This window comes from Pseudomonas sp. 43NM1 (genome assembly GCF_002836905.1).
GTDB classification, from domain to species: domain Bacteria; phylum Pseudomonadota; class Gammaproteobacteria; order Pseudomonadales; family Pseudomonadaceae; genus Aquipseudomonas; species Aquipseudomonas prosekii.
Genome location: NZ_MKGS01000199.1, coordinates 1 through 25,648 on the forward strand (window position 1 = coordinate 1; position 25,648 = coordinate 25,648).

Annotated in this window: 25 protein-coding genes; 14 read left to right on the top strand and 11 right to left on the bottom strand. The window is 60.0% G+C overall.

Annotation, left to right across the window (positions count from 1 at the left end; all coding sequences use genetic code 11):
- Positions 1 to 390 (top strand): hypothetical protein (locus BI292_RS29035; RefSeq protein WP_218563494.1); only part of this gene is annotated, 390 nt, incomplete at its 5' end.
- Here the strand turns inward: BI292_RS29035 and BI292_RS26375 are convergent.
- A complete protein-coding gene (locus BI292_RS26375) occupies positions 391 to 1,293 on the bottom strand; it encodes a LysR substrate-binding domain-containing protein (RefSeq protein WP_101209715.1) in 903 nt (300 codons plus the stop codon). It lies immediately after the preceding gene.
- Positions 1,294 to 1,408: 115 nt separating this feature from the next.
- Between BI292_RS26375 and BI292_RS26380 the strand changes: the two genes are divergently transcribed.
- The 3 genes from BI292_RS26380 to BI292_RS26390 are packed head-to-tail and all read left to right on the top strand — an operon-like array spanning position 1,409 to position 3,663.
- A complete protein-coding gene (locus BI292_RS26380) occupies positions 1,409 to 2,425 on the top strand; it encodes an aldo/keto reductase (RefSeq protein ID WP_092269753.1) in 1,017 nt (338 codons plus the stop codon).
- Between the two features lie 2 nt (positions 2,426 to 2,427).
- Positions 2,428 to 3,225: an SDR family NAD(P)-dependent oxidoreductase gene (locus tag BI292_RS26385; RefSeq protein ID WP_101209716.1), complete on the top strand. Its 798-nt coding sequence runs from the start codon at positions 2,428 to 2,430 to the stop codon at positions 3,223 to 3,225.
- A gap of 27 nt (positions 3,226 to 3,252) precedes the next feature.
- Positions 3,253 to 3,663: an SRPBCC family protein gene (locus BI292_RS26390; RefSeq protein WP_092269748.1), complete on the top strand. Its 411-nt coding sequence runs from the start codon at positions 3,253 to 3,255 to the stop codon at positions 3,661 to 3,663.
- A 644-nt stretch (positions 3,664 to 4,307) separates the two neighbouring features.
- On the opposite strand, the gene BI292_RS26405 is transcribed toward BI292_RS26390, so the two are convergent.
- Both BI292_RS26405 and BI292_RS26410 read right to left on the bottom strand, forming a co-directional pair.
- The gene (locus BI292_RS26405) at positions 4,308 to 5,702 is read right to left on the bottom strand and encodes a HAMP domain-containing sensor histidine kinase (protein WP_101209717.1); all 1,395 of its coding nucleotides are present in this window, start codon (positions 5,700 to 5,702) and stop codon (positions 4,308 to 4,310) included.
- Positions 5,680 to 6,363, bottom strand: coding sequence for a response regulator transcription factor (locus tag BI292_RS26410; protein ID WP_092269740.1), 684 nt, complete (start codon positions 6,361 to 6,363; stop codon positions 5,680 to 5,682). Before BI292_RS26410 ends, BI292_RS26405 begins: the two co-directional genes overlap by 23 nt.
- 369 nt (positions 6,364 to 6,732) lie before the next feature.
- Between BI292_RS26410 and BI292_RS26415 the strand changes: the two genes are divergently transcribed.
- The 5 genes from BI292_RS26415 to hcnC all read left to right on the top strand — a co-directional run bounded on the left by BI292_RS26415 (position 6,733) and on the right by hcnC (position 11,675).
- The gene (locus tag BI292_RS26415; RefSeq protein ID WP_092269737.1) at positions 6,733 to 7,671 is read left to right on the top strand and encodes a hypothetical protein; all 939 of its coding nucleotides are present in this window, start codon (positions 6,733 to 6,735) and stop codon (positions 7,669 to 7,671) included.
- A gap of 249 nt (positions 7,672 to 7,920) precedes the next feature.
- Entirely contained in the window at positions 7,921 to 8,460 is a 540-nt protein-coding gene (locus BI292_RS26420) for a hypothetical protein (RefSeq protein ID WP_092269734.1), read from the top strand.
- A gap of 242 nt (positions 8,461 to 8,702) precedes the next feature.
- Positions 8,703 to 9,017: a (2Fe-2S)-binding protein gene (locus BI292_RS26425; RefSeq protein WP_092269730.1), complete on the top strand. Its 315-nt coding sequence runs from the start codon at positions 8,703 to 8,705 to the stop codon at positions 9,015 to 9,017.
- A complete protein-coding gene (hcnB, locus tag BI292_RS26430) occupies positions 9,014 to 10,423 on the top strand; it encodes a cyanide-forming glycine dehydrogenase subunit HcnB (RefSeq protein ID WP_101209718.1) in 1,410 nt (469 codons plus the stop codon). Before BI292_RS26425 ends, hcnB begins: the two co-directional genes overlap by 4 nt.
- Positions 10,416 to 11,675, top strand: a complete 1,260-nt coding sequence (hcnC, locus tag BI292_RS26435; RefSeq protein ID WP_101209719.1) for a cyanide-forming glycine dehydrogenase subunit HcnC — start codon at positions 10,416 to 10,418, stop codon at positions 11,673 to 11,675. Before hcnB ends, hcnC begins: the two co-directional genes overlap by 8 nt.
- A 169-nt stretch (positions 11,676 to 11,844) precedes the next feature.
- Here the strand turns inward: hcnC and BI292_RS26440 are convergent, their stop codons facing one another.
- On the bottom strand, positions 11,845 to 13,656 hold the full coding sequence (locus tag BI292_RS26440; RefSeq protein ID WP_101209720.1) for a monovalent cation:proton antiporter-2 (CPA2) family protein: 1,812 nt from the start codon (positions 13,654 to 13,656) through the stop codon (positions 11,845 to 11,847).
- 218 nt (positions 13,657 to 13,874) lie between these two features.
- Here BI292_RS26440 and BI292_RS26445 point away from each other — a divergent pair, with 218 nt between their 5' ends.
- On the top strand, positions 13,875 to 14,789 hold the full coding sequence (locus BI292_RS26445) for a LysR family transcriptional regulator (protein ID WP_101209721.1): 915 nt from the start codon (positions 13,875 to 13,877) through the stop codon (positions 14,787 to 14,789).
- Positions 14,790 to 14,792: 3 nt separating this feature from the next.
- On the opposite strand, the gene BI292_RS26450 is transcribed toward BI292_RS26445, so the two are convergent.
- Together BI292_RS26450 and BI292_RS26455 are read right to left on the bottom strand one after the other, a co-directional pair.
- A complete protein-coding gene (locus BI292_RS26450; RefSeq protein ID WP_101209722.1) occupies positions 14,793 to 15,569 on the bottom strand; it encodes a substrate-binding domain-containing protein in 777 nt (258 codons plus the stop codon).
- Positions 15,570 to 15,593: 24 nt separating this feature from the next.
- Positions 15,594 to 16,886 carry an MFS transporter gene (locus tag BI292_RS26455; RefSeq protein WP_101209723.1) on the bottom strand — a complete coding sequence of 431 codons (1,293 nt, stop codon included), beginning with the start codon at positions 16,884 to 16,886 and terminating at the stop codon, positions 15,594 to 15,596.
- 258 nt (positions 16,887 to 17,144) lie between these two features.
- On the opposite strand from BI292_RS26455, the gene BI292_RS26460 reads away from it, so the two are divergent.
- Together BI292_RS26460 and BI292_RS26465 are read left to right on the top strand one after the other, a co-directional pair.
- Complete coding sequence (locus BI292_RS26460) at positions 17,145 to 17,453, top strand: RcnB family protein (protein ID WP_101209724.1); 309 nt, start codon at positions 17,145 to 17,147, stop codon at positions 17,451 to 17,453.
- A 207-nt stretch (positions 17,454 to 17,660) separates the two neighbouring features.
- On the top strand, positions 17,661 to 17,999 hold the full coding sequence (locus tag BI292_RS26465) for an FKBP-type peptidyl-prolyl cis-trans isomerase (RefSeq protein WP_101209725.1): 339 nt from the start codon (positions 17,661 to 17,663) through the stop codon (positions 17,997 to 17,999).
- 178 nt (positions 18,000 to 18,177) lie between these two features.
- Here the strand turns inward: BI292_RS26465 and BI292_RS26475 are convergent, their stop codons facing one another.
- Together BI292_RS26475 and BI292_RS26480 are read right to left on the bottom strand one after the other, a co-directional pair.
- Positions 18,178 to 19,284 carry a cytochrome P450 gene (locus BI292_RS26475; RefSeq protein ID WP_101209726.1) on the bottom strand — a complete coding sequence of 369 codons (1,107 nt, stop codon included), beginning with the start codon at positions 19,282 to 19,284 and terminating at the stop codon, positions 18,178 to 18,180.
- Between the two features lie 106 nt (positions 19,285 to 19,390).
- Complete coding sequence (locus tag BI292_RS26480) at positions 19,391 to 19,732, bottom strand: hypothetical protein (protein WP_101209727.1); 342 nt, start codon at positions 19,730 to 19,732, stop codon at positions 19,391 to 19,393.
- 157 nt (positions 19,733 to 19,889) lie between these two features.
- On the opposite strand from BI292_RS26480, the gene BI292_RS26485 reads away from it, so the two are divergent.
- Entirely contained in the window at positions 19,890 to 21,110 is a 1,221-nt protein-coding gene (locus BI292_RS26485; RefSeq protein ID WP_092269698.1) for a putative DNA modification/repair radical SAM protein, read from the top strand.
- Positions 21,107 to 21,961: a TIGR03915 family putative DNA repair protein gene (locus BI292_RS26490; protein WP_101209728.1), complete on the top strand. Its 855-nt coding sequence runs from the start codon at positions 21,107 to 21,109 to the stop codon at positions 21,959 to 21,961. Before BI292_RS26485 ends, BI292_RS26490 begins: the two co-directional genes overlap by 4 nt.
- Positions 21,962 to 22,138: 177 nt before the next feature.
- Here the strand turns inward: BI292_RS26490 and BI292_RS26495 are convergent, their stop codons facing one another.
- The 3 genes from BI292_RS26495 to BI292_RS26505 form a co-directional block, all read right to left on the bottom strand.
- Positions 22,139 to 23,158: a branched-chain amino acid aminotransferase gene (locus BI292_RS26495; RefSeq protein ID WP_101209729.1), complete on the bottom strand. Its 1,020-nt coding sequence runs from the start codon at positions 23,156 to 23,158 to the stop codon at positions 22,139 to 22,141.
- A 196-nt stretch (positions 23,159 to 23,354) separates the two neighbouring features.
- Positions 23,355 to 24,740, bottom strand: coding sequence for a dihydrolipoyl dehydrogenase (lpdA, locus tag BI292_RS26500; RefSeq protein ID WP_101209730.1), 1,386 nt, complete (start codon positions 24,738 to 24,740; stop codon positions 23,355 to 23,357).
- Between the two features lie 11 nt (positions 24,741 to 24,751).
- Positions 24,752 to 25,648, bottom strand: an 897-nt coding sequence (locus tag BI292_RS26505; protein ID WP_101209731.1) for a dihydrolipoamide acetyltransferase family protein, incomplete at its 5' end; no start/stop codon positions are given.

A 25,648-nucleotide genomic window follows, 5' to 3' on the forward strand; every position in this document is an offset into this window, starting at 1 on the left:
GGAGCCGAGCTTGCTCGCGATGGCGGTGGGTCAGCCAGTTTTATGTCACTGACCCACCGCTATCGCGAGCAGGCTCACTCCTACAAGGGGATTTTTGTGAGTAGCGAAATTGGTGTTGCGCCCCCCATCCTTGTGGGAGCCGAGCTTGCTCGCGATGGCGGTGGGTCAGCCAGTTTTATGTCACTGACCCACCGCTATCGCGAGCAGGCTCACTCCTACAAGGGGATTTTTGTGAGTAGCGAAATTGGTGTGGTGCCACCCATCCTTGTGGGAGCGGAGCTTGCTCGCGATGGCGGTGGGTCAGCCAGTTTAATGTCACTGACCCACCGCGTTCGCGAGCAAGCTCGGCTCCTACGAGGGATCTTCGCAGGGACGCAGGCTTCATGTTGATCAGTCGTTCGACGAAACCGGTTCAGTCAGCACTTTGCGGAACGTTTCCACCAGCGGTCGCAGGTTGATCCGGTGCCATGCCGCCCACAAGGGTGTGGTGAACGAAATCCACGGCACGTCTCGCAACACTACGCCCGGCGGGGCGTTGCGGCTCAAGCCTTTCTGAATCATCGCGATCCCCAGCCCCGACGCCACCAGCCCCAGCGCGGTAAACGGCTCGGTCGCTTCCATACGAATATCCGGGGTAAAACCGGCGCGGATACAGGCGCTGATAAAGTCTTCGCGGCTCGCGCAATTTTGCCGATGCTGCACGCCAATCCATTCCTGATCAGCGAGGTCTTCCGCGCGCAAAGTTGGCTGCTGGGCCAACGGATGATGCTCCGGCAATGCCAGCAGCATCGGGTCGTCCAGTACCTGAAAACCCAACAAATCCGGGTCATCGGCGACGGGCGGTTCACTGACCAAAGCGATATCCAGACTACGCTGGCGTAGGCCTTCGAGTTGTTCGGCGGAGCTGAGGTTGTACAACGCGACGTGCACATTGGGCCGATCCACGCGCAACACGCGCAACGCATTCGGCAGCACGCCGGCGTGCATGGCGTTCTCGATATAGCCGATGCACAAACCGCCTTCTTCGCCACGACCCAGGCGTTTGCCCAAGGATTCGAGGCGGTTGGCGTGGGTCAGCAAGGCGCGAGTTTCGGCGAGAAACGTCTGGCCGTCGCGGGTCAGGCGAATGCGCTGCTGGCTGCGCTCGAACAGCGTCAGGCCCAACCGCTCTTCGAGTTGAGCGATCTGCCGACTCAGCGGCGATTGCGAAATGTGCAAACGTTCGGCGGCGCGACCGACGTGTTCTTCCTCGGCGACGGCGACGAAGTAGCGCAATTGGCGGATGTCGATCATGTCAGACCTCTGGGGACTCAAGTGCTGCGCATTATGTCTTGGACGGTCCGACTCTCGCAATCTACGATCGGCTCAACGGTCACAAGAGCTGACCCTCAACACAGAGGAATCACCCATGAGCTTGAAAGACAAACTGCCCGGCGCGCTGGGTTTCGGCACCGCACCACTCGGCAACATGTTCCGCGCCATCCCTGAAGAAGAAGCGCAAGCCACCGTGCACGCTGCCTGGGATGCTGGCGTGCGCTACTTCGACACCGCGCCGTTCTACGGTTCGGGCCTCTCGGAAATTCGCTTGGGCGCCGCATTGGCCCAGTACAACCGCGACGACTACGTGCTCAGCAGCAAGGTTGGCCGGGTAATTCTCGATGAAATCGAAGACACCGCATCGCGCGATCTGGGCGAGAAGAGCGGCGTGTTCGAACACGGCCGGCCGAACAAAATCGTCAACGACTACAGCGCCGACGCGACCCTGCGTTCGATTGAAGACAGCCTCAAGCGTCTGCAAACCGATCGCCTGGACATTGTCTGGATTCATGACATCGCCCAGGATTTCTACGGTGATCAATGGCTGGAATACTTCAATCAGGCGCGCACCGGCGCGTTCAAAGTGCTCACCCGTTTGCGTGAAGAAGGCGTGATCAAGGGCTGGGGCCTGGGCGTGAACAAGGTCGAACCTTGCGAACTGACCCTCGACCTGACCGAAGCGCAGCCGGACGGTTTCCTCTTGGCCGGCCGCTACACGTTGCTCGACCACGACCGCGCGTTGCAGCGTTTGATGGAGTCGGCACTGGCGCAAAACGTTGAAATCGTCGTCGGCGGTCCGTACAGCTCGGGCATCCTCGCCGGCGGTGCGCACTTTGAGTACCAGCAAGCCAGCCCGGCAATTATCAACAAAGTCGAGCAAATCAAGCGCATCGCCGCGGCTCACGGCGTCAGCATCAAAGCGGCGGCGTTGCAGTTTTCCCTGGCGAACCCGGCGGTCGCTGCGGTGATTCCTGGGGCCAGCCGTCCCGAGCGGATTGCCGAAGATGTCGCGGCGTTGAACGAAGTGATTCCTGCGGCGTTCTGGCAGGCATTGCGTGATTCGAAGCTGATTTCCGAACGCGCGCCACTGCCGATCATTGGAGCTTGAGCATGAAAATCGATCTGACTGGAAAACTCGCGATTGTCAGCGGCAGCACCGCTGGCATTGGCTTGGGCATCAGCAAGGCACTGGCCGAATCCGGCGCGACGGTGGTGGTGATCGGCCGCGACTCGGCCAAGGTTGATCAGGCGTTGGCGAGCATTCGCCACGACGTGCCGGGCGCGCAATTGCGGGGCCTGACCGCCGACCTCGGCACTGCCGAAGGCGCCGAAAAACTCTTCGCCGCCGAACCGCACGCCGACATCCTGGTCAACAACCTTGGGATCTTCAACGAGGTGGACTTCTTCGACGCGCCGGACAGCGAATGGACGCGCTTCTATGAAGTCAACGTGATCTCCGGCGTGCGACTGGCGCGGCATTACACGCCGCAGATGATCAACAACGGCTGGGGCCGGGTGATCTTCCTGTCCTCGGAATCCGGCGTGGCGATCCCGGCGGACATGATCAACTACGGCGTGACCAAAAGCGCCAACCTGGCGGTGTCGCATGGCTTGGCCAAACGCCTGGCGGGCACTGGTGTGACGGTCAATGCGATTTTGCCTGGCCCGACGTTCACGGATGGTCTGGAAGAAATGCTCAAGGACGCCACCGCCGAATCCGGCCGCAGCGCCCGCGAAGAGGCCGACGCTTTTGTCCGCAAGGCGCGGCCAAGCTCGATCATCCAGCGCGTCGCGGACGTCGCCGAAGTGGCGAATCTGGTCGCTTACATTGCATCGCCTCTGTCCTCGGCAACCACTGGCGCCGCCCTGCGGGTGGATGGCGGCGTCGTCGACAGCATGGCAATCTGAACCCGAATTCATCGAGAGAAATCATTTATGGCAACTGCATCAGCGTTTATCGACATCCCGGCTTCGGCCGACGAAGTGTGGCAATTGATCGGCGGCTTCGACACGTTGCCGAACTGGCTGCCGTTCATTCCCAAGAGTGAACTGAGTGAAGGCGGGCGCGTGCGCACCCTGCAAACGGCGGACGGCGCGGTGGTCGTCGAGCGTTTGCAAACGTTCGACAACGCGGCAAAAACCTACAGCTACTCGATTGAACAAGCGCCGTTCCCAGCGACCGATTACCTGGCGACATTGCGCGTAGAAGCGCAAGGGCAGGGCGCGCGGGTAACGTGGTCCGGTCGTTTTAACGCCAAAGGCGTGACCGATGCCGAAGTGGAAGCGCTGTTCGACGGCATCTACAAGGGCGGCCTCGAAGCCCTGCGCGCGAACTACCCGGCCTAAAACCAACCGTGTAGGAGCTGAGCTTGCTCGCGAAAGTGGTCTGTCAGCTGAAGCCAAACTGACTGACCCACCGCCATCGCGAGCAAGCTTTGCTCCCACAGGGATTGGTGCCAAACCCCAAATCCCGATCCCAACCAAAAAACCTGTAGGAGCTGAGCTTGCTCGCGAAAGCGGTCTATCAGCCGACACCAAATTGCCTGACCCACCGCCATCGCGAGCAGGCTCACTCCTACAGGGATTGGTGTTAGGCCACAAATCCGGACTCAGCAAAAAAACCTGTAGGAGCTGAGCTTGCTCGCGATAGCGGTCTATCAGCCGACACCAAATTGGCTGACCCACCGCCATCGCGAGCAAGCTCACTCCCACAGGGATTGGTGTTAGGCCACAAATCCGGACTCAGCAAAAAAACCTGTAGGAGCAGAGCTTGCTCGCGAAAGCGGTGGGTCAGTCACCACAATTTTCAACTGACCCACCGCCATCGCGAGCAAGCTCACTCCCACAGGGATTGGTGTTAAGCCACAAATCCGGACTCAGCAAAAAAACCTGTGGGAGCTGAGCTTGCTCGCGATAGCAGCCTGTCAGATGACACCCACCTGGCAGACCCACCGCCATCGCGAGCAAGCTTTGCTCCCACGGCGGTTTCGTCAGGTCTGGGCGATGAGGTTTTGTCGGCAATCAAGCACCAGCCGTGCGCCGCCGCGTTCGCTGGTGCCGACGTCGAGGGTGAAGCCGTGCAGGCTGACGATTGCCGCGACGATCGACAATCCCAAACCAAACCCGCTGTGCTGATTGCCACCCTCCGCGCGATAGAAGCGTCGAAACACCGCTTCGCGTTCCGCCAGCGCAATTCCCGGTCCGGAATCCAACACTTCAATGCGCGTATGTCCGCCTTCATTCAGCCCACGCAAAATCACCTCGCCACCCGGCGGCGTGAATTTGATCGAGTTGCTCAACAGGTTCGCAATCGCCTCAAACAGCAACGCGCGATCACCGTTCAATGACGGCAGCGACTCCGGCAGTTGCAGCTGGAAAACCAGTTCGCCTTCTTCCGCCAATGGCAGATAAAAGTCATGCAGTTCCTGCAGCAACGGCCTCGGATCAAGCTGCACAAACCCCGAGCGCCGCTGCCGATCTTCCAGTTCGGAAATCCGCAACAACCCACGAAAGCGCGCCATCAGCGTATCGGCCTCAGCCAGCACCGAATCCAGTTGCTGCACCAGCGGCGAACTGTCGTCGGCCTGTTGCTGAATCCGGTACAGCTGAGCGCGCAACCGTGTAAGGGGCGTGCGCAGGTCGTGGGCGATGTTGTCGCACACGCCTTTGACTTCGTTCATCAAGCGTTCGATGCGTTCGAGCATGGCGTTGACGATGGCGGCGAGCATGTCCAGTTCGTCACGGCGGTTCGACAGCGGCAAGCGATGGGTCAGGTCGCCGGCGACGATGGCCTCGGCGCTGGCCTGGATCGCGCGGATCCGCCGCAGCGGCCGGCGGCGCAACAGATGCCAGCCGGCGATGCCCGGCAGGATCGTCAGCGACACCCCCCAAAACAACGCGTGCAGGATGATTTGCGTCACCGCAAACAGCGAACCGTTGTCGCGCACCAGCACCAGCCAACGCCCATCCAATGTGCGCGTAGCCACTGCATCACAACTGTCGGCGGGCAGGGTCGGGTCGTCGGATTCGGCGCAACTGGAGAGCATATGAATCCGCCCGTCCAACGGCAATTCCGCGGGCATCTCGCGCAGGGCGCCGCTGAGGTAACGCTGCTCGGCATCGAACAAGCCATAGGCGTCGATGCCGCGAATATCAAACATCATGCTGGCGCCGAGCGCGTCGACCAATTGCTCGCCCTGAAAGCGCGAAAACAAGTGCTGGCGCTGCATCAACGAGTGTTTGGCGAGGTTGTCGAGGTAGCCGGAAACCTCGTAATACATGACGCCCATGAGGATCGCGCTCCACGCCACAAACAGTGAACTGTAGAGCGCGAGCAAGCGGCTGCTGGAGGAACGCCAGCCTTTATAGGGGTTCAGCAATGACATACCCCGAGCCTCGCACGGTGCGGATCAACGGGACATTGCCGGGCGGATCGATCTTCTTGCGCAAGCGGCCGATGTGCACGTCGATCAGGTTGGTGCCGGGGTCGAAGTGATAACCCCAGACTTCCTCGAAAATCATCATCCGCGACAGAATCTGCCCGGTGTTGCGCATGAGGAATTCGAGCAGTTTGTACTCGGTCGGCAGCAACGTCAGCAATTCGCCGTTGCGGCTCGCTTCGTGGCTGATCAAATTCAGTTCCAGGTCCGCCACCCGCAGCGTGGTGGCTTGGGCGCTGACCGTGTTCTGCCGACGCAGCAACACTTCGACCCGCGCGGCCATTTCGTCGGTGGCGAACGGCTTGGTCAGGTAATCGTCGCCGCCAGCGCGCAAGCCGCGCACGCGCTCATCAACGTCGGACAGCGCGCTGATCATCAGGATCGGCGTGGCCACGCCCATGGTCCGCAGCGTGGTGACGATGGCCAAGCCATCGAGCTCCGGCAACATGCGGTCGAGGGTGATCAGGTCGTAATCGCCACTGACCGCGCGCGCCAGGCCTTCGCGGCCATTGTCGACCCAATCCACGTCGAGCCCGTGGCTGCTCAACTCAGCGACAATCTCGCGGGCGGTCACGGCGTCGTCTTCGATGGTCAAAATGCGCGTCATAAGGGCGGCCTGCTGTGCGGTTCGTTACAGAATGCGGGCATTTTGCCAAGAAATGCGCGCGGCTAATTAAATTAACTTTCATGTTGCTGGGAGATCAGCTGCGGGCGCAGGTTTCGCCTGACCCCAAGCGGTAATAAAAGCTACAAGCGCAAGTAGGGCGCTTAACACCGGATTCGCGCTTGCCGTCCAATGCATAAAACCCGCTGATATTAAGCAACTCTTGCAAATTGCATGGTCCTCAGAACATCTGATTTTTTAACCTTTTGATTTACAACGAATTATTAAATTCGGACGACTGGCACGCTGCCTGCAATTCCTCTCCTGACAACAAGTTGTAACACCATCTTTCATGCCTGGAGCTGAACAATAATGAATAGATCTTCTGAGGGTTATTACGCTGCCGCAGATGAATCGAGCACGCTCTCGGGCGTGTCCTGGGGCGCGATTTTCGCAGGGGCTGCTGCGGCAGCGGCGTTATCGCTGATTCTGGTGCTGCTCGGCTTCGGTCTGGGCTTCTCGGCTGTTTCACCGTGGGCCAACGAGGGCGTCAGCGCCAAAGGCCTGGGCATTTCCACAATCGTCTGGCTGGCCGCAACGCAGATTATTGCTTCCGGGCTCGGTGGCTACATTGCCGGTCGTCTTCGTGTGAAATGGGCCAACATGCACGGCGATGAAGTGTATTTCCGCGACACCGCGCATGGCTTCCTCTCATGGTGTGTGGCGACTCTGGTGGCCGCGACGCTGATCGTCGGTTCGGTCAGCAGCATCGTCAGCGGTGGTGTACAGGCCGGTGCAAGCGTTGCCGGTGGCGCCGCAAGTGCAATGACCCAAGCTGCAGGCACAGCCGCTGCCAATACTGACAGCGACCAGTACGGTTACTTCATCGACAGCCTGTTCCGCGATGATCGTCCAGCTGCCGTCAGCGATGACGCTGCACGTGGCACCGTGACCCGCATCTTCGTGCGCAGCCTGAGCAATGAAGGCCTGTCGCCGGAAGATCGTACCTACCTCGCACAACTGGTTGCCCAACGTACCAACCTGACTCAGGCAGATGCCGAGCGCCGGGTTGACGAAGTCTACGCCCGTGCCCAGAAAGCCGTTGCCGACGCTAAGGTTGCTGCTCAACAAGCTGCCGACACCGCCGCCAAAATTGCTGCCTGGACCGCGTTGTGGATGTTCGTTGCGCTGCTGGCCGGTGCGTTCTTCGCCAGTTTCGCAGCTACTTTCGGCGGTCGTCGTCGGGATGCCGTGGTGTATCTGGAATCCGACGCCTACGTGACCACCAACTCGCTGCCACCAGTTCGCTAATCAAGGAGAAATAACCATGCGCTCACTACTTCTGTTCTTTCTCGGCGTGCCGATCCCGATCATCATTCTGATCGCGCTGTTCATGCACTGATCCGTTTAATGCAATAACGTTTACGAGGCTCATGCCTCCGCCGCTTCTGCCCTTGGTAGAAGCGGCTTTTTGCATTTTGGGGCACTATGTAACCCGATGTATCCTTGTGGGAGCAGGCTCGCCCCTACATTATTTTTGTCGTATCAGGGAGTAACACGTTGGACAAGAAGGAAATCAAACGGCAACTCGTGGCGATGCTGGATGCCGGTCGCTCGAAAACCGAAACGTTCAAGACCTTTTCCGGTGGCGCGGTCAAGGATCGGGTGCTGGCCTACTGGATTGGCGCGCACCCGGACCCGGCGCGTACTGCGCAGCACCAAGGCAAAATGAAAATATTGCTGGCGCTGACGATTGCCCAGGCGGTGCTCGGCGCGATTGCCGGGTTCTTCCTCGGCATGATGATCGGGCCGATTGCGACGCTGTTTTTTACCCTGTTCGCGGCCGGTATTCCGCTGCTGTTCGCCTACGGTTTCTACACCGTCAAAGCGCAGTTCTACACGGTCTACGTGATCCTTTCCCTCAGCCAGTTCCCACGTCTGTTCAAGGATTTTTCCGAGGACCCGGTGTCCGTGCTGATCGGTGCTGCGATCACTTTGGCAATGGTGTTTTTCGTGGCGTACATGAAAAACCTGCTGTTCCCTGACCTGGGTTTCATCGGCCCGAAAAAGATCAAGGGCCAGTTCGTATTTTCCGACTGACGAGCGGGTGGTAGCGGGGCAGGTTCAATGGCGTGGATCAATATTTCGCAATGAAATATCGCTTAACGTAAAAGACTAAGCCCTCGCTGCAGCTTCAACTACAGTGCATTGGCGCGCAGCTGATGCGCTGTCGGAGTACCAGTGCAGACCTGCGCGTTTTTCGCGGATCAGTTGTTCGGCAAGGTGTAGTGCAGCTTGGAGCTGACAAAATCCACCTGAAACTTTCACGGAAGAATCACGTAATGCAACCCTCAGACAGAACCTTCGATATCCAGCCGCTGGTGCGCGCGGATATGACTTTGCACATCAACGGCCAAGCGGTCAGCGCTGCCGTCGGCGAGACCGTCCTGACGGTCATTCAATCCCTCGGCATTCGCCAAGTGGCTCGCAACGATCACGATCAAATCAGCGGCGCCTATTGCGGCATGGGCGTGTGCCAATGCTGCCTGGTGAAAATCAACGGCCGGCACAAGCGCCGCGCCTGCCAGACCATTGTTCGTGATGGCATGACCGTTGAAACCCAAGTCAATCGCATTCCCGAGCAGGAGGTTTTATGAGCCTGCAACCGGTGATCGTCGGCGGTGGCCCGGCGGGCATGTCTGCGGCCATTGAACTGGCCCGGCACGGCGTGCGGTGTACCTTGCTCGAAGAAGCGTCGCGCCTTGGTGGCGTGGTCTATCGCGGACCGTTGCGTGACGGCGTTCAGCTCGATTACCTCGGGCCACGGTATTGCGAAGTGTTGGGCAAATTGCATGGCGACTTTCAGGAGCAATCCGGCCTGATCGATGTGCGCCTCAACCATCGGGTGGTCGGCGCCGAAGGCACGCGGGCGCTGGTGGTGCTGGATGGTGAAGAACGTTTGCAGGAGATCGAGTATCCGCAGTTGTTGCTTGCTGCCGGTTGCCACGAACGCAGTGTGCCGTTTCCGGGTTGGACCTTGCCGGGGGTGATTCTGCTTGGCGGTTTGCAACTGCAAATCAAGAGCGGCGTGGTCAAGCCGCAAGGTCCGGTGGTCATCACCGGCACCGGGCCGTTGTTGCCGCTGGTGGCGTGCCAGTTGCACGCGTCCGGGGTCACTGTGGCGGGGGTTTACGAGGCGTGCGCGTTTGGCAAGATTGCCCGCGAAAGCCTGGCGCTGCTGAACAAACCGCAGCTGTTTCTCGATGGCCTGAGCATGCTCGCGTTCCTCAAATTACACGGCATCCCTATGTTCTACGGCTGGGGCGTGGTCGAGGCGCAGGGCGACAACGAACTGCAATCCGTCACCGTCGCGCCGTATTCGCGCGACTGGACGGCGGATTTGAGCCGTGCACAAACCATTACCGCGCAGACCCTGGCGGTCGGCTACGGGTTTATCCCGCGCACTCAACTCAGTCAGCAAATGGGCCTGAACCACGGGTTCAGCGACGACGGTTACCTGCGCGCCCAGTCGAACATCTGGCAGCAGAGCAACGAGCCGCACGTGCACTTGGCCGGGGACATGGGCGGCATTCGTGGCGGTGAAGCGGCAATGCTCGCCGGGCGAATTGCCGCGACATCGATACTGCTGCAGCGCGAGGTGCTGGACCCGCAATTGGCGTTGCTGCGGCGTGACCGCTACCTGGCGAAACTCAAGTCGATTGTGCGTTTCCGCGCGGCGGTCGATCGTTACACCGAGCGCGGCGCCGGGCAGACCGCATTGCCTGCTGCCGAAACGGTGATCTGCCGTTGTGAACACGCGACTCGCGCCGACATCGACCGCGCGCTGCAGCAAGGCGTGCAAGACATGGCCAGCCTGAAAATGCGCACCCGCGTGAGCATGGGCGATTGCCAGGGGCGCATGTGCGTCGGCTACTGCAGCGACCGCTTGCGCGAAGCCACCGGACGCCAGGACGTTGGCTGGTTGCGCCCGCGCTTTCCGATCGACCCGATCCCGTTTTCCGCTTTCCACAACGCCGCCACGGAGGGCGCCGATCATGAGTAAGTTCTACGACGTGGTCATCGCCGGTGGCGGTGTAATCGGTGCGTCTTGCGCCTATCAATTATCCAAACGCAAAAACCTCAAAGTGGCGCTGATCGACGCCAAGCGTCCGGGCAACGCGACTCGCGCATCGGCGGGCGGTTTGTGGGCGATTGGGGAGTCGGTCGGCTTGGGCTGCGGGGTGATTTTCTTCCGCATGATGTCGGCCAATCGCAAACGCGAAGCCCAAGGTTCGGCGGTGGTGGTCGATTCGAGCACGCCGCACATCCTGCCGCAGTCGTTCTTCGATTTTGCCTTGCAGTCCAACGCGCTGTACCCGGCCCTGCACAAAGAGTTGCAGGACAACCACGGGATGGATTTCAAGTTCGAGAAAACCGGATTGAAGTTCGTGATTTACGACGACGAAGATCGGCTCTACGCCGAGCACATCGTGGCGTGCATTCCGCATCTGGCCGAACAAGTGCGCTGGCTCGATCAAGCCGCACTGCGCGAGGCCGAGCCAAGCGTCAGCCATGAGGCGAGGGGCGCGCTGGAGTTTCTTTGCGATCACCAGGTCAGCCCGTTTCGCCTCGCCGATGCCTACACCGAAGGTGCGCGGCAGAATGGTGTCGATATGTACTTCAACACCAACGTCACCGGCGTGCTGCATCACGGCTCGCGGGTGACTGGGGTGCAAACCGCCGAGGCCGGGGTGTTTCACTGCAACACGCTGATCAACGCGGCGGGTGCCTGGGCGGCGGATTTGAGCGAGCAGGCCACCGGCATCCGGATTCCGGTGAACCCGGTCAAAGGTCAGATTCTGCTGACCGAGCGCATGCCGAAGATTCTGCGCGGCTGCCTGACCACCAGCGATTGCTACGTGGCGCAGAAGGACAACGGCGAGATCCTGATCGGCAGCACCACCGAGGACAAAGGCTTCGACGTCACCACCACCTACCCGGAAATCGCCGGATTGGTGCAAGGCGCGGTGCGCTGCATTCCGGAGCTGGCCGAGGTAAACCTCAAACGCACCTGGGCCGGATTGCGTCCGGGCTCGCCGGATGAGTTGCCGATTCTCGGGCCAATGAACGGGGTGGAAGGCTATCTGAATGCCTGCGGACATTTCCGCACCGGCATTCTGACGTCGGCGATTACCGGGGTGTTGCTGGACAAGCTGATCAACAACGAACCGCTGCCGCTGGACATCACACCGTTTTCGGCGGATCGCTTTCAAGCCAGGGCGGCAGTCGCAAACAAAGAACTGGAACTGGCCTGATGAACTGTGGGAGCCGAGCTTGCTCGCGATAGCGGTGGCCCAGCTGATATTGCGCTGACTGACACTGCGCCATCGCGAGCAAGCTCGGCTCCCACAGGTACACGGGAAGGCTCAAATCCTTGGTAGGAGAGAGCCTGCCCGTGAACAGGATTTGTTGATCGCCTGCGGCTTAAACCTTGCCCGATTCCTGCTCTTCCAATTGATCCGACTCAAACAATCTGGCCAACTCCGCCCGGGCTTCCTGGGCGGTTTGCAGGACTTTGGCGGCGTCGTCGTAGATCGCATGCTGGGCTTCCAACACCTGTTCGTCGTGATGCTTGAAACGCTTGATCCGCGCATCCGCCTGCGCTTGCGTCAGGCCCAACCCGACCAGTGTGCGACGGCTCATTTCCAGGCTCGAGTAATAGGTTTCCCGCACCGCTTCTGCGCCCAGATCGACCAAACGGTGAACGTGCTGACGGTTACGCGCCCGAGCGATGATTTTCATGTGTGGGTAGAGCTTGTGCACCAGCTCAGCGGTTTTGATATTGGTGTCCGGATCGTCGGTGGCGATGACGAAATATTCCGCTTGCTCGACTTTCGCCGCGCTGAGGATTTCCGGGCGCATCGGGTCGCCGTAAAACACCGGCACACCGCCGAAGCTGCGCGACAGTTCAATGGTTTCCACCGAGGTGTCCAGCGCAACAAACTTGATGTTCTGCGCGCGCAAGATACGCGCAACGATCTGGCCCATCCGGCCCATGCCGGCAATCACCACACGCGGCGCGTCGGTGTCGATTTCGCGGAATTTCTCCGGCACCACCACGGGCTGCACTTTCGGCGAATACAGCCGCGCGCACAGCAGCAGCAACAGCGGCGTCACCGCCATCGACAGGGTGATGGTCAGCACCAGCATGTCGTACAAACGTGGCTCGAACAGCCCTTGATCGCGCCCGATCTTGAACACCACAAACGCAAATTCACCCCCGGCCGCGAGGACGATACCGAGACGAATCGCACTGACTTTGCCCAGCCCACCGGCCAGGCGCCCAACTACAAACAGCAGCGGCAACTTGATCGCGATCAGCAACAGCGTCAGCCCGAGCACGGTGATTGGCGCGCTCAGCAGCAGGCTCAGGTTGGCGCCCATGCCGACGCTGATAAAGAACAAACCCAGCAGCAAGCCTTTGAACGGTTCGATCTGCGCTTCCAGTTCGTGACGGTATTCAGAATCCGCCAACAGCAAACCAGCGAGGAACGCGCCCAACGCCATCGACACGCCGACTTGATCCATCAGGTACGCGGTGCCGATCACTACCAGCAACGCGGTGGCGGTCGACACTTCCGGCAGGCCGGTCTTGGCCACCACGCGAAACACCGGGCGCAGCAGATATCGTCCGCCGATCACCACCACGGCGATACTGCCCAGCACACGCAAACCGTGATTCAAATCTTCAGCGGCCGTGGTGGTGTGATCACCGCCGGCGAGCAGCGGCACCATGGCGATCAGCGGGATCGCGGCGATGTCCTGAAACAACAGAATCGCGAAGGCCAATCGCCCATGAGGACTGGTCAGTTCCTTGCGTTCGGCCAGGCTTTGCAAGCCGAATGCAGTGGAGGACAGCGCCAGGCCCAGGCCTAACACGATCGCGCTGTTCAACGGCTGGCCGAACACGAACAACGCCAGCACGCCAATCACCGAACCGGTCAGCAGCACCTGCGCCAGCCCGACGCCAAACACCGATTTGCGCATCACCCACAAACGCCGTGGCGACAACTCCAGACCAATGATAAACAGCAGCAACACCACGCCCAGCTCAGAAATATGGCTGACGCTTTGCGGGTTGCCGATCAACCCCAGCACCGACGGCCCGATAATCACCCCGGCAAACAGGTAACCCAGCACCGCACCCAATTGCAGGCGTTTGGCCAACGGCACGGTGAGCACCGCCGCGAACAGAAACACGACAGCGGCTTGCAACAAGTTGCCTTCATGGGGCATGACAAAAACTCCAACGACTCGATACGGCGGGGGCGACAAGGATAAAGGCTGAGGCCGCAGGCGTCAGCTGCGCATTCGCCAGCGCCACCTCATTCCCCTGTAGGAGCGAGCCTGCTCGCGAAGGCACTCTCCAGCCAACCCAACCTTCGGCACATTCTGCATCAATTGGTTACATTCATAGGATAAGCTGATCAGTCTGTCTGCTTCGAGTGCGCACCATGGCGATCAATTTCGACCTCAACGATCTGCAAGCCTTCCGCGCGGTGGTCGAGCAGGGCAGCTTTCGCAAGGCTGCCGATACCGTGCGCATCTCCCAACCGGCGCTGAGCCGGCGCATCGAAAAACTCGAAGCAGCGTTAGGGGTAAAACTATTCGAGCGCACCACGCGCAAGGTCAGCCTGACCCAGGCCGGGCGCGGCTTCATCCCCAGCGTCGAGCGTTTGCTGGATGATCTGGACGTGGCGCTGTTAGGCATCAGCGAAGTCGCCTCGACCCGGCTGGGTCACGTCACGGTCGCCTGCGTGCCGTCGGCGGCGTACTACTTCATGCCGCGAGTGATCGCCCGTTACCATCGGCAATTCCCCCGAATCAAGGTCAAAGTCCTCGATTCCAGCGCCCACGACGTACTCAGCGCCGTGGTCAACGGCGAGGCGGATTTCGGTTTGAGTTTTATGGGCACGCTGGAGGCCGAAGTCGATTTCGAACCCTTGGTGCAAGAAGGCTACGTGGTCGCCTGCCGCCGCGATCACCCGTTGGCCGGGCGCCGCAGCGTGACGTGGGACGAGTTTTATCGGCAGGATTACATCTCGCTCGACAAGACTTCCGGCAACCGTTTTCTGCTCGACCAGGCGCTGGCCGGCGTGGTGCCGCAGCGGCCGAGCATCTGCGAAACCCGCCACGTCACGACCATGATCGGATTGGTCGAAGCCGGACTGGGCGTAGCCGCAGTGCCGCTAATGGCGATGCCGGCCGAGGATCATCCAATCCTCACGCGCGTGCCGCTGACCGATCCGCAAGTGATGCGCAGCGTCGGGCTGATCAAGCGCCGGGGTCGCACCTTGACCCCGGCAGCCCTGGAACTGGAACGTCTGGTGGTCGAAATGAAAGTTCAGCCGGCAACGCTCAACGACTGACGCTCAACGACTTACCGAATCCAGCCCGGTGCTCTGCACTTGCGGCTGAACGGCCGGGGAGGCCAGGAAGCTCAGCAAGGCCTTGGCTTGCGCCGGATGTTGCGCGCCGACCGGAATGCCCGCAGCGAAACGCGTCACCGACTGCACCGATTCCGGAATCTTTGCGACAAAACTCACACCGGGTACTGGCAGCAATTCGCTGACTTGCTGGAAACCCAATTGATAGTCGCCCGTGGCAACCACCGAGCCGACCGGAATTTTCGCGATCATCTTCGATTTGGGTTTGAGTTGGTCCTCGATGCCCAGGCGCTTGAACAGTTGCTGCTCGATATACACGCCGCTGGCGCTATCGGAATACGCCACCGATTGCGCGTCGAGCAGGGTCTTTTTCAACGCCGCTTCGGAACTGATGTCGGGTTTCGCCGCGCCGTTGCGCACCACCAGACCGATCCGCGAATCCGCCAGTTCGACTCGCGAGGCCGGGTCGACCTTGCCTTGTTTGATCAGCTCATCCAACGCATAACCGACCATGATCACCACATCAGCCTTTTCGCCGCGCGCCAGACGATTGGGGATCGCCTCGGGTGCCTTGCCCATCGAGGGGCCAAGCGCGGAGTCCAAAGTATGGCCGGTGGCCGCAGCGAATTCCGGGCCGAGGATTTTGTAGGCCGCCGTAAACCCGCCCGAGGTCATCACGCGCAGCTCTTCAGCCTGGGCAACGGTGCTCAATCCGAGGCTGGCGATCAGGGCCAGCGCGGCGAAGTTGAATAGTTTGTTCATCAGTTGATTCTCGAAAAGTCAGGATTACGAAAGAGCCGGTTGCAGGCGACCAGTCGAACGGCGATACAGAAACAGCGTCGCGCACAACGCGCAGAGTGCGGCGAAACTCATCCAGTAACCGGGCGCGGCTTTGTCGCCGGTGTACTCGATCAGCAACGTCGACATGGCCGGGGTGAAACCGCCGAACACCGCCGTGGCTAGGCTGTACGCCAAGGAAAATCCGGCGACCCGCACCTCTACCGGCATGATTTCGGTGAGGGCGGCAATCATCGCGCCGTTGTACAAGCCATAGATGAACGACAACCACAGCAACACCAGCAGCATGTTGAGGAAACTCGGCGCGTTGACCAGGTACGTCAGCGCCGGATAAGACGTGGCCAGGGTCAGCAGCGCCATGGCGATCAGCACCGGACGCCGGCCGATGCGGTCGGACAACGCGCCGCCAATCGGCAACCAGAAAAAGTTCGAAACCCCCACCAGCAACGTCACCAGCAACGCATCGGCGGTGCTCAGGTGCAGCACGGTTTTGCCGAAGGTCGGCGCGTACACGGTGATCAGGTAAAACGCGGTGGTGGTCAGGGCGACCATCATCATCCCGGCAAACACAATCACCCAATTCTGCGCCAGCGTGCGAAACACCTCGCCCATGCTTGGGCGGTGTTTGCGCGCGGCAAACTCCTCGGTTTCTTCCAGGTTACGGCGCAGGAAGAAGATGAACGGCACGATCAGGCAACCGACGAAAAACGGAATCCGCCAGCCCCAATCGGCAATCATCGCCGGCGCCATCCACTGGTTCAGCCCATAGCCCAACCCTGCGGCGACAATGATCGCCACTTGCTGACTGGCCGACTGCCAACTGGTGAAAAAGCCCTTGTTGCCCGGCGTCGCGATCTCCGACAGATACACCGACACACCGCCCATTTCCGCGCCCGCCGAGAAGCCCTGAAGCAGGCGACCGATCAACACAATCGCCGGGGCAAACAGGCCGATGCTCTCGTAACCGGGCACCAGCACAATCAAAATGGTGCCGCTGGCCATGATCGACAACGTCACGATCAAACCCTTGCGCCGCCCGACATCGTCGATGTATGCACCGAGCACCACGGCGCCCAATGGCCGCATCAGGAACCCGGCGCCGAACACCGCAAAGGTCATCATCAGGGAGGCGAATTCGCTGCTGGCCGGGAAGAACACAGCCGCGATCTGCGTGGCGTAGAAGCCGAAAAGGAAGAAGTCGAATTGTTCGAGGAAGTTGCCCGAGGTCACTCGGAAAATCGCCCCGGCACGCGAACCACCGGAAGGAATTGCTGCTGTCATTTGATGTGTCTCCACCGCTCTTATGACGTGCGCCTCGTTGCAGCGGCGCACGGTTCTTATTGGGGCGGATAGTGGAGCAGGGTCATCGATATGTTAATTGCATTGTTGGCATGTATTGATGCGTGAAACGGATCAATGACTTGTCATGCTTTGATCGGCCAGGCGCGTTGTTCCGGCAAATTTGATCAGCGCAGCAAGGAATGATTTGCCGCGCGCGCAGTCCGAACTTCAGTACCCAGACATCCCAGAGGTTTACCGATGACAAGCAAAACCCTTATCGCCAGCCTCGCCCTCGTCGCAGGCTTCGCCGCAGTCACTCCAATCGTTCAAGCGGCGGACAATCCGCAAAAAACCGTGCAGCCCGGGGTCAACAACAAACGCACCCTGGAAGTCGGCGACCGCGCCCCGGACATCTACCAGCGCAGCGAAAAAGCCCTGAAAAACTGGAAAGAAAAAGGTCTGCAATCACCAAAGGCTGATTCGCAGTGGGTGCAGATCAATGACAAGTACATGATGGTGATGATCACCAACGGGACGATTGTGGATATTCGGCCGGTTGAGCGTTAGTCCCTGAATCAATTGTTCCGGCGCACGCTTGACGCTGACCGTTAGCGCGCGCCGGGCAGTCGTTTTCCCATCGCTCGGCTCGGCGCGCAGAATTCCTTCACAGAAACCACTCCTCAAGACAGTTGGCAACTCCGCAAAATTCTGGGAAAACGGCGCCCATTCAGCCCTTGCGGCTAATGAACAAAACAGAACAGATGAGTGTGGGCAATGAACGAAGAACTTCAGGTAATCGATCTCGAATTGGGTGATGGCAAGGCTGCGGTAAAAGGCGCTTTGATCACCACGCAATACCGTGGATGGCTGGAGGACGGAACCGAGTTCGATTCTTCCTACAGTCGTGGCAAGCCCTTTCAGTGCGTGATCGGCACCGGGCGCGTGATCAAGGGCTGGGACCAGGGAATCATGGGCATGCAGGTCGGCGGCAAACGCAAGCTGCTGGTGCCGGCACATCTGGCTTACGGCGAGCGCAGCATGGGCGCAATCACACCGAATTCGAACCTGATTTTCGAGATTGAATTGCTGGAAGTGCTGACGCGCGATGATTGATCAGTGGTGGCGTGAATGACGAAACCCCGCTGACTGAAGAGGTTTCACTGCTTTCATATCCAGTTCACCATGCCTGCGGGCTATATGACCGAGCGCAGTGATGGCGGCAGTCGCGACAGATTCGACGTCATTGTTGATGTATTTCAGACACAGGTCTTGAGCCCAGATTCTGTCTTGCTCATTCAAACCAATGGAAAACCGGAATCCGCCCGTTCAGCGAAGGCCGATAAACCCATGACAACCGTTCCAACGCTGGCTTCATCGCCAAAATCTGCGTCAGGGTGGCACTCGCAATCGTCAGCGCCAGCAATTGCCCGGGACATTGATGCCGACCTGCGCCGAAGCTAAAGCTGCGACGGTTCGGGCGGTCGATCAGGAACGTGTCGGGCTGTTCATTGAGCAACGGGTCGCGATTGGCGGAGGCTAGCAACAAAAGAATCGTGTCCCCGCGCGCCAGGCTGACGCGGTCAATTTCACACGCCGCAGCGACGAATCGACGAGTGTTTTGCACTGGCGGATCGAAACGTTGGACTTCGGCTAGAAATTCGTCGGCGCCACCCGGCAGCTGCGGGTTTTGAATCAATGCCACCAACGCATTGCCAATCAACCCGGCCGTCGCCTCGCAGGTTTGCGAACAGAGCCCGATCAAGTTAGCGGTCAGTGTCTCTCGATCCAGATCGGCGGCCCGCTGCCTGATGCCCGTCAGCAGCGAGCTGTGCACGCCCGGAATTTCAAGCAACTCTATGAAATACCCGCGCAACTGTTCAGTCGCCGAATGCGCCGCCGCCAGTTGCGCCGTCGTGCTCAGCGGTGACAGGCAAGCGACGAAGTCGGCTGTCAAATCGCTGATCATCCGTCCCTGATCGGGGGTAAATCCGAGCAGCGCTGCGACCACGCACACCGGGTCACGCAGCATCGCTTTGTTCAGGCCGTCGGCGTCCGCAGTGAGCAGTCGTGCGCGAACCAGCGCGCGTACTTCGTCCTGATCAATCATCGCCAGGACGGGCTCGACTGCCGCGCGCGGACATTGCTGGCGCGGGCCGTCATTCATTCGCATCAGCCGACCGAACACTTCACCGGCCTCGCCATCGGCAATTGCCTTCGGCACCGGCTCGGCGAACGGGCGCACGTGGCAGTCGGGATGCGCCAGCACCGCGGCGACGGCGGCGGCGCTGCTCGCGACCCAAAGCTGCAATTGCTGATGAAAAACCAGTCCACCCTCGGCGCGCAGTTGCGCGTAATACGGATAAGGATCGGCGTGAGTCGCAGCGATGATCGGGTCCATGGGGCGCAGCCTTGTTCGTGGAGGAGAAAGTGTTGCCAAGTCGCGGACTTGCGCGGTCAGCGCCGACGGTTTGCGCGCACATGCCTGAAGCGGAACAAACGCTGTCCTAAGCCCGAAAATCCCAGACTATTTCCACCACGCGAATCGCCAACACCAGATAAATCAGAAACAAAATCACCTGAAACGCCGTGTGGTAGGGCAGCCGCGACAATCGCCGCATGCCATCGCTGACGTTGAGCAGCATCAACACTGCCGACAAGCCGATCAGCGCCCAACCCGCCAGATCCGAGGCCAGCAGCCCCATGTATAGGTGATGGCTACTGTCGAGGGCATTGGTGCCCGCCGCGAATAACAAGGCGCAGACCAGCAGGTTCTTGATGTTGTCGAACACCTGCGTGGTGAAGTCGGTGTCCAGCAAGGCCAGATACTTTCGCCAGAATTTGTTCATGGTCTTAATACCTGTCGGGGGCATTCGCACGCGGCTAGTTTAGTGAGGAATCGGTCCATGCGCCGATTTCATCCGGTCCGACGGAAGGGTCGGTTGCCGGGTTGTGCGTCGGGAGCCGAGTCTATACTGTATATCTGAACAGTAAAAGGCTCGCCTCATGGAACTCATCGACAAGCTCAGCATTCTCGCCGACGCCGCCAAGTACGACGCGTCTTGTGCCAGCAGTGGCGCGCCCAAGCGCAGCTCCGAAGGCAAGAGCGGGCTGGGTTCCACCGATGGCATGGGCATTTGCCACAGCTACACGCCGGACGGGCGCTGCGTGTCGCTGCTGAAAATCCTCCTGACCAATTTCTGTCTCTACGATTGCCAGTACTGCGTCAATCGCCGCTCCAGCGATGTACCTCGGGCGCGGTTCACGCCAGAAGAAGTGGTGACGCTGACCATGGATTTCTACCGGCGCAATTGCGTCAGCGGGTTGTTCCTCAGTTCGGGGATCATTCGTTCCGCCGACTACACCATGGAACAACTGATCCGTGTAGCCAAACTGTTGCGCGAAGAGCACGAGTTCCGTGGCTACATTCATTTGAAGACGATTCCCGAAGCCGATCCAGCATTGATTGCAGAAGCGGGGCGTTATGCCGATCGCCTCAGCGTCAATATCGAATTGCCCACCGATGCCAGCCTGCAAACCCTGGCGCCGGAGAAACAACTGGGCTCGATCAAACAAGCGATGCAGACCATCTATACCGGCGAGCAGACTGTGCTGAACGAGCCTCGCGCGCCGAAGTTTGCCCCGGCCGGGCAGAGCACGCAGATGATTGTCGGCGCCGACGACACCGATGACAGCACTATCCTGCACGGCGCCCAGGCGCTTTACGGCAACTTCAAGCTCCGGCGGGTTTACTACTCGGCGTTCAGTCCGATCCCCAACAGCCCGAAAAGTGTGCCGCTCGCGGCGCCGCCGCTGATGCGTGAACACCGTTTGTATCAAGCGGATTTCCTCCTGCGCAGCTATGGCTTTACCGCTGGTGAGCTGTTCAAGGGGCCGGGGCATCTGGCGCTGGACATTGACCCGAAGCTGGCCTGGGCGCTGGAGAATCGCGAGGTATTTCCGCTGGACCTGAATCGCGCCGAAGCGTCGTTGATCGCGCGTATTCCGGGGATTGGCTTGCGCACCACCGAGCGGTTGGTGGAGCTGCGCCGCCAGCGGCGTATTCGATATGAAGACCTGGCGCGCATGCGTTGCGTGTTGGCCAAAGCCAAACCGTTCTTCATCACCAGCGATTACCACCCGCAGCAGTCGGAAGTCACCAGCCATTTGCTTTATCAGCAACTGCGTGACCGGCCGCAGCCGCAACAAATGGGCTTGTGGGGATGATCAACCTCGATTGCGACGACCTTTTCGACATCTGGCGCCAGCAGGCGCGCTGGTTGCTCAGCCATGAGGTTGATCCGAGTCTGGTCAGTTGGGCCTCGGAAGGTGTTGCCGACCTGTTCGCCAGCGATGATTCGCCGCCAGAGGGCCAAGGGCCGTTCCAGGCGCGTATTCCCATGGCGCTGCTGGGCATTCTCGAAAGCGCCTCACGCTATCGCGGTGATCAGCGCTGGAGCCTGCTTTACGAAGTGTTGTGGCGAGTCAGCCATGGCGATCGCACGGCGATGCTTGCCGGCGACAAGCTTGGCAGCGAATTGCAGCGGCGGATCAAGCAAGTGCAGCGCGAGGCCCATCACCTGCATGCGTTCGTGCGTTTCGTCGAGCGGCCGCCAAACGTCGAAGGTCCGCAATACGTGGCGTGGCACGAAGCAGCCCACGACATTCTGCACAGCGCGAGTGAGCACTTCATCGGTCGTATGGGCCGCCACCGCTGGTTGATCGCCACGCCACGCGACGGGGTTTATTACGATGGCGAACAGTTGATCCACGAACGTAAGTGCCCGATTGAATGGCAAAAACTGGCGCAGAACGTCGACGATCCGCACGGCGACATGTGGCTGACTTATTACAGCCACATCTTCAACCCGGCGCGGCTGAACCCGAAGGTCATGCAGGGCCATTTACCGGCGCGGTTCTGGAAGAATCTGCCGGAAGGCGCGTTGATTCCCGGGCTGATCACTCAGGCACGAACCGGCAAGCAGCAGGACGGGCAGGCCAGCAGCATCAAGGGCAGGGGCGGCAAACGCATTGCGCTGGGCGATGGCGAGCGCGGTTCTGCGGTGAATTCGGAATAACGACTTACCGTAGGAGCGAGGCTTGCCCGCGAAGGGGCCGGCACAGCCAAAATCAATTTGACTGATACAGCGCTTTCGCGGGCAAGCCTCGCTCCTGCGGAAAAGCAGTTTTCAGCACGCATAAAAAAGCCCCTCATCACCAAAGCAATGAGGGGCTTTTCGGTAACTGGCGTCAGATCAAACCTTGACGATCCAGCCCGCTGGCGCTTCGACGTCGCCGGTTTGCACACCGGTCAGCTCTTTGTAGAGCTTCTGGGTGACCGGGCCGACTTCGGTTTCGCTGTGGAACACGTGCAGCTTGTCGTTGTAGCTGATGCCGCCGATCGGGGTGATCACGGCAGCCGTACCGCAAGCGCCGGCTTCTTTGAAGTCCGAGAGCTTGTCGATGAATACGTCACCTTCGATCACTTCCAGACCGAGACGCGATTTCGCCAGCTCGATCAACGACAGACGGGTGATACCCGGCAGCACCGAAGGCGACTTCGGCGTGATGAATTTGTCGTCGTGGGTGATACCGAAGAAGTTGGCCGAGCCGACTTCTTCGATTTTCGAGTGGGTCATCGGGTCGAGGTAGATGCAATCCGCGAAGTTGGCTTTCTTGGCTTGCGAACCAGGCATCAGACTCGCGGCATAGTTGCCACCGACCTTGGCCGCGCCGGTGCCTTGTGGGGCCGCGCGGTCGAAGCTGGAAATCAGGAAGTTGTGCGGGGTCAGGCCGCCCTTGAAGTAAGCGCCGACCGGGATTGCGAAGATCGAGAAGATGAACTCGGGCGCAGTGCGCACGCCAATGTTGTCACCGACGCCGATCACGAACGGACGCAGGTACAGCGCGCCGCCGGTGCCGTAAGGCGGAATGAAACGCTCGTTGGCGCGCACCACGGCTTTGCAGGCTTCGATGAACTGCTCGGTTTCGACGAACGGCATCAGCAGGCGCGCGCAGCTGCGTTGCATGCGCAGGGCATTCTGATCAGGGCGGAACAGGTTGATCGAGCCGTCCTTGCAACGATAAGCCTTCATGCCTTCGAAGCATTGCTGGCCATAGTGAAGGGCAGTCGAGCCTTCGCTGATGTGCAGCACGTTATCTTCGGTCAGGGTGCCTGCGTCCCACTCGCCATTGCGCCAGTACGACAGATAGCGTTTGTCGGTCTTGATGTAATCAAAACCCAGCTTGTCCCAATTGATGCTTTCGTTACCCATGACACCCTCTATCACTGAACAACCGTCGAAACGGTTCAAGGCTTCTGACGTTTTTTTGGATGGGGACAACAATACTTCATTCCGGGCCTAAATCGCAGCCCGGACTATTGGGTGATTGGCAGATAAATCGAGTCGCCTGCGAAAATCGCGAGCAAGCTCGCGATGAGGCCATCACTGACCCCATCAATCCCCCGGGTTACAGATGCAGCGCGTGCCCCAGCGCACGCAACGCCGCTTCCTGCACCGCTTCGCCCAGCGTCGGATGGGCGTGGATGGTGCCGGCGATGTCTTCCAGTCGGGCGCCCATTTCCAGGCTCTGGCCGAACGCGGTCGACAGCTCCGAAACGCCCACGCCTACCGCTTGCCAACCGACAATCAGATGATTGTCCCGACGAGCGACCACGCGCACGAAGCCGCTTTTCGATTCCAGGGTCATCGCCCGGCCATTCGCGGCGAACGGGAAACTCGAGACGATGCAGTCCAGGCCCGCAGCTTTGGCGTCGTCCGGCGTCTTGCCGACCACCACCAATTCCGGATCGGTAAAGCACACCGCCGCAATCGCCATCGGGTTGAACTCGCGGGATTTACCGCTGATCAACTCGGCAACCATTTCGCCCTGTGCCATTGCGCGGTGCGCGAGCATCGGTTCGCCGCTGAGGTCGCCGATGGCGTAGACGTTGCGCATGCTGGTCTGGCAGCGGTTATCGATCTTGATCGACGAGCCGTTCATCGCCAGATTCAACGCTTCAAGGTTCCAGCCCTGCGTGTTCGGTTTGCGCCCGACCGCCACCAGTACCTGATCAGTTTCCAGGTTCAACGTGTCGCCGTTCGGGTCCAACACCTGAAGCGTATTGCTTGAAGAATCAAAGCCTTGCACGCTGTGCTTCAAGTAAAGCTTTATCCCGAGTTGCTTCAGTGCCTCATTGACTGGCTGCGTCAATTCGGCGTCGTAGGCTGGCAGGATTCGATCCTGCGCTTCGACCACGCTGACCTCGGCGCCGAGTTTGCGATAAGCGATGCCCAGCTCCAGGCCGATGTAGCCGCCGCCCACCACGATCAGCCGCTTGGGCACAGTTTTCGGCGCCAAGGCTTCGGTGGAGGAGATGATCGGGCCGCCGATTGGCAGCATCGGCAGGTTGACGCTTTTCGAACCGGTGGCCAGCACCAGATGCTCGCACTGGATCCGCGTATCGCCGACGTCAACGGTCTTGCCGTCGACCACGTTGGCCCAGCCTTGAATGACCTGGACCTTGTGTTTCTTCAGCAATGCCGCGACGCCAGTGGTCAGGCGATCAACGATGCCGTCCTTCCACTCGACACTTTTGCTGATGTCGAGGGTCGGCGCGGAAACGCTGATGCCCAGCGCTGAATGTTGGCTGTGATGCTGGGTCTGATGAAACTGCTCGGCGACGTGAATCAGCGCTTTCGAGGGAATGCAGCCGATGTTCAGGCACGTTCCGCCCAACGATTGGCCTTCCACCAGAATCGTAGAGATGCCCAGTTGACCGGCACGAATCGCCGTCACATAACCGCCAGGGCCACCGCCGATAATCAGCAGCGTGGTGTTCAAAGTCTGTTGCATAACTGCTCCAGTCAAAACGCATCCACAAACAGGGTGGCGGGTTGTTCGAGCAAGCCACGAATGGCCTGGATGAATTGCGCCGCGTCCATGCCATCGACCACGCGGTGATCGAAGGAACTGGAGAGGTTCATCATCTTGCGAATGACGATCTGGCCTTTGACCACCATCGGCCGTTCGACGATTTTGTTGACGCCGACGATTGCCACTTCCGGCAGGTTCAGCACCGGCGTGCTGACGATCCCGCCTAATGCGCCGAGGCTGGTCAGGGTGATGCTTGAGCCCGACAGCTCATCGCGGCTGGCCTTGCCATTGCGCGCGGCGCTGGCCAAACGGGAGATTTCCGCAGCGCTGTCCCACAAGCTGCGAGCCTCGGCGTGACGTACCACCGGCACCATCAAGCCAATATCGCTTTGCGTGGCGACGCCGACATGCACCGCGCCGAGGCGGGTGATCACTTGCGCTTCGTCGTCGTAACGGGCGTTGATCTGCGGGAAGTCGCGCAGGGCGACAACCAGCGCGCGGACCAGGAACGGCAGCAAGGTCAACTTGCCGCGTGTTGTGCCGTGTTTCTCGTTGAGGTGCGCGCGCAGTTCTTCCACGGCGGTCACGTCGATTTCCTCGACGTAGCTGAAGTGGGCAGCGCGCTGAGTGGCGTCCTGCATGCGCTGGGCGATCTTGCGGCGCATGCCGATCACCGGGATTTGCTGCTCGTCGGTACGCTGGGCGTAAGCAGCGGGGGCGGTCGAAGCGTTCGTCTGACCTTGCGCCAGGTAGGCGTCGAGGTCTTCGTGCAATACGCGGCCGGCCGGGCCAGTGCCACGCACCAGACGCAACTGAATCCCGAGGTCGAGCGCATGTTTGCGCACGGCCGGCGAGGCCAGCGGGCGCTCATCGGCTTCACGGCCGAC

Coding starts and splice junctions, on each gene's coding strand:
- BI292_RS26450 (WP_101209722.1), bottom strand. CDS start 15,569: ATGAACAAACTATTCAACTTCGCCGCGCTGGCCCTGATCGCCAGCCTC.
- BI292_RS26475 (WP_101209726.1), bottom strand. CDS start 19,284: ATGGACCCGATCATCGCTGCGACTCACGCCGATCCTTATCCGTATTAC.
- BI292_RS26385 (WP_101209716.1), top strand. CDS start 2,428: ATGAAAATCGATCTGACTGGAAAACTCGCGATTGTCAGCGGCAGCACC.
- BI292_RS26465 (WP_101209725.1), top strand. CDS start 17,661: ATGAACGAAGAACTTCAGGTAATCGATCTCGAATTGGGTGATGGCAAG.
- BI292_RS26415 (WP_092269737.1), top strand. CDS start 6,733: ATGAATAGATCTTCTGAGGGTTATTACGCTGCCGCAGATGAATCGAGC.
- BI292_RS26375 (WP_101209715.1), bottom strand. CDS start 1,293: ATGATCGACATCCGCCAATTGCGCTACTTCGTCGCCGTCGCCGAGGAA.
- BI292_RS26490 (WP_101209728.1), top strand. CDS start 21,107: ATGATCAACCTCGATTGCGACGACCTTTTCGACATCTGGCGCCAGCAG.
- BI292_RS26425 (WP_092269730.1), top strand. CDS start 8,703: ATGCAACCCTCAGACAGAACCTTCGATATCCAGCCGCTGGTGCGCGCG.
- lpdA (WP_101209730.1), bottom strand. CDS start 24,740: ATGCAACAGACTTTGAACACCACGCTGCTGATTATCGGCGGTGGCCCT.
- BI292_RS26495 (WP_101209729.1), bottom strand. CDS start 23,158: ATGGGTAACGAAAGCATCAATTGGGACAAGCTGGGTTTTGATTACATC.
- hcnB (WP_101209718.1), top strand. CDS start 9,014: ATGAGCCTGCAACCGGTGATCGTCGGCGGTGGCCCGGCGGGCATGTCT.
- BI292_RS26380 (WP_092269753.1), top strand. CDS start 1,409: ATGAGCTTGAAAGACAAACTGCCCGGCGCGCTGGGTTTCGGCACCGCA.
- BI292_RS26480 (WP_101209727.1), bottom strand. CDS start 19,732: ATGAACAAATTCTGGCGAAAGTATCTGGCCTTGCTGGACACCGACTTC.
- BI292_RS26460 (WP_101209724.1), top strand. CDS start 17,145: ATGACAAGCAAAACCCTTATCGCCAGCCTCGCCCTCGTCGCAGGCTTC.
- BI292_RS26445 (WP_101209721.1), top strand. CDS start 13,875: ATGGCGATCAATTTCGACCTCAACGATCTGCAAGCCTTCCGCGCGGTG.
- BI292_RS26405 (WP_101209717.1), bottom strand. CDS start 5,702: ATGTCATTGCTGAACCCCTATAAAGGCTGGCGTTCCTCCAGCAGCCGC.
- hcnC (WP_101209719.1), top strand. CDS start 10,416: ATGAGTAAGTTCTACGACGTGGTCATCGCCGGTGGCGGTGTAATCGGT.
- BI292_RS26455 (WP_101209723.1), bottom strand. CDS start 16,886: ATGACAGCAGCAATTCCTTCCGGTGGTTCGCGTGCCGGGGCGATTTTC.
- BI292_RS26410 (WP_092269740.1), bottom strand. CDS start 6,363: ATGACGCGCATTTTGACCATCGAAGACGACGCCGTGACCGCCCGCGAG.
- BI292_RS26390 (WP_092269748.1), top strand. CDS start 3,253: ATGGCAACTGCATCAGCGTTTATCGACATCCCGGCTTCGGCCGACGAA.
- BI292_RS26440 (WP_101209720.1), bottom strand. CDS start 13,656: ATGCCCCATGAAGGCAACTTGTTGCAAGCCGCTGTCGTGTTTCTGTTC.
- BI292_RS26485 (WP_092269698.1), top strand. CDS start 19,890: ATGGAACTCATCGACAAGCTCAGCATTCTCGCCGACGCCGCCAAGTAC.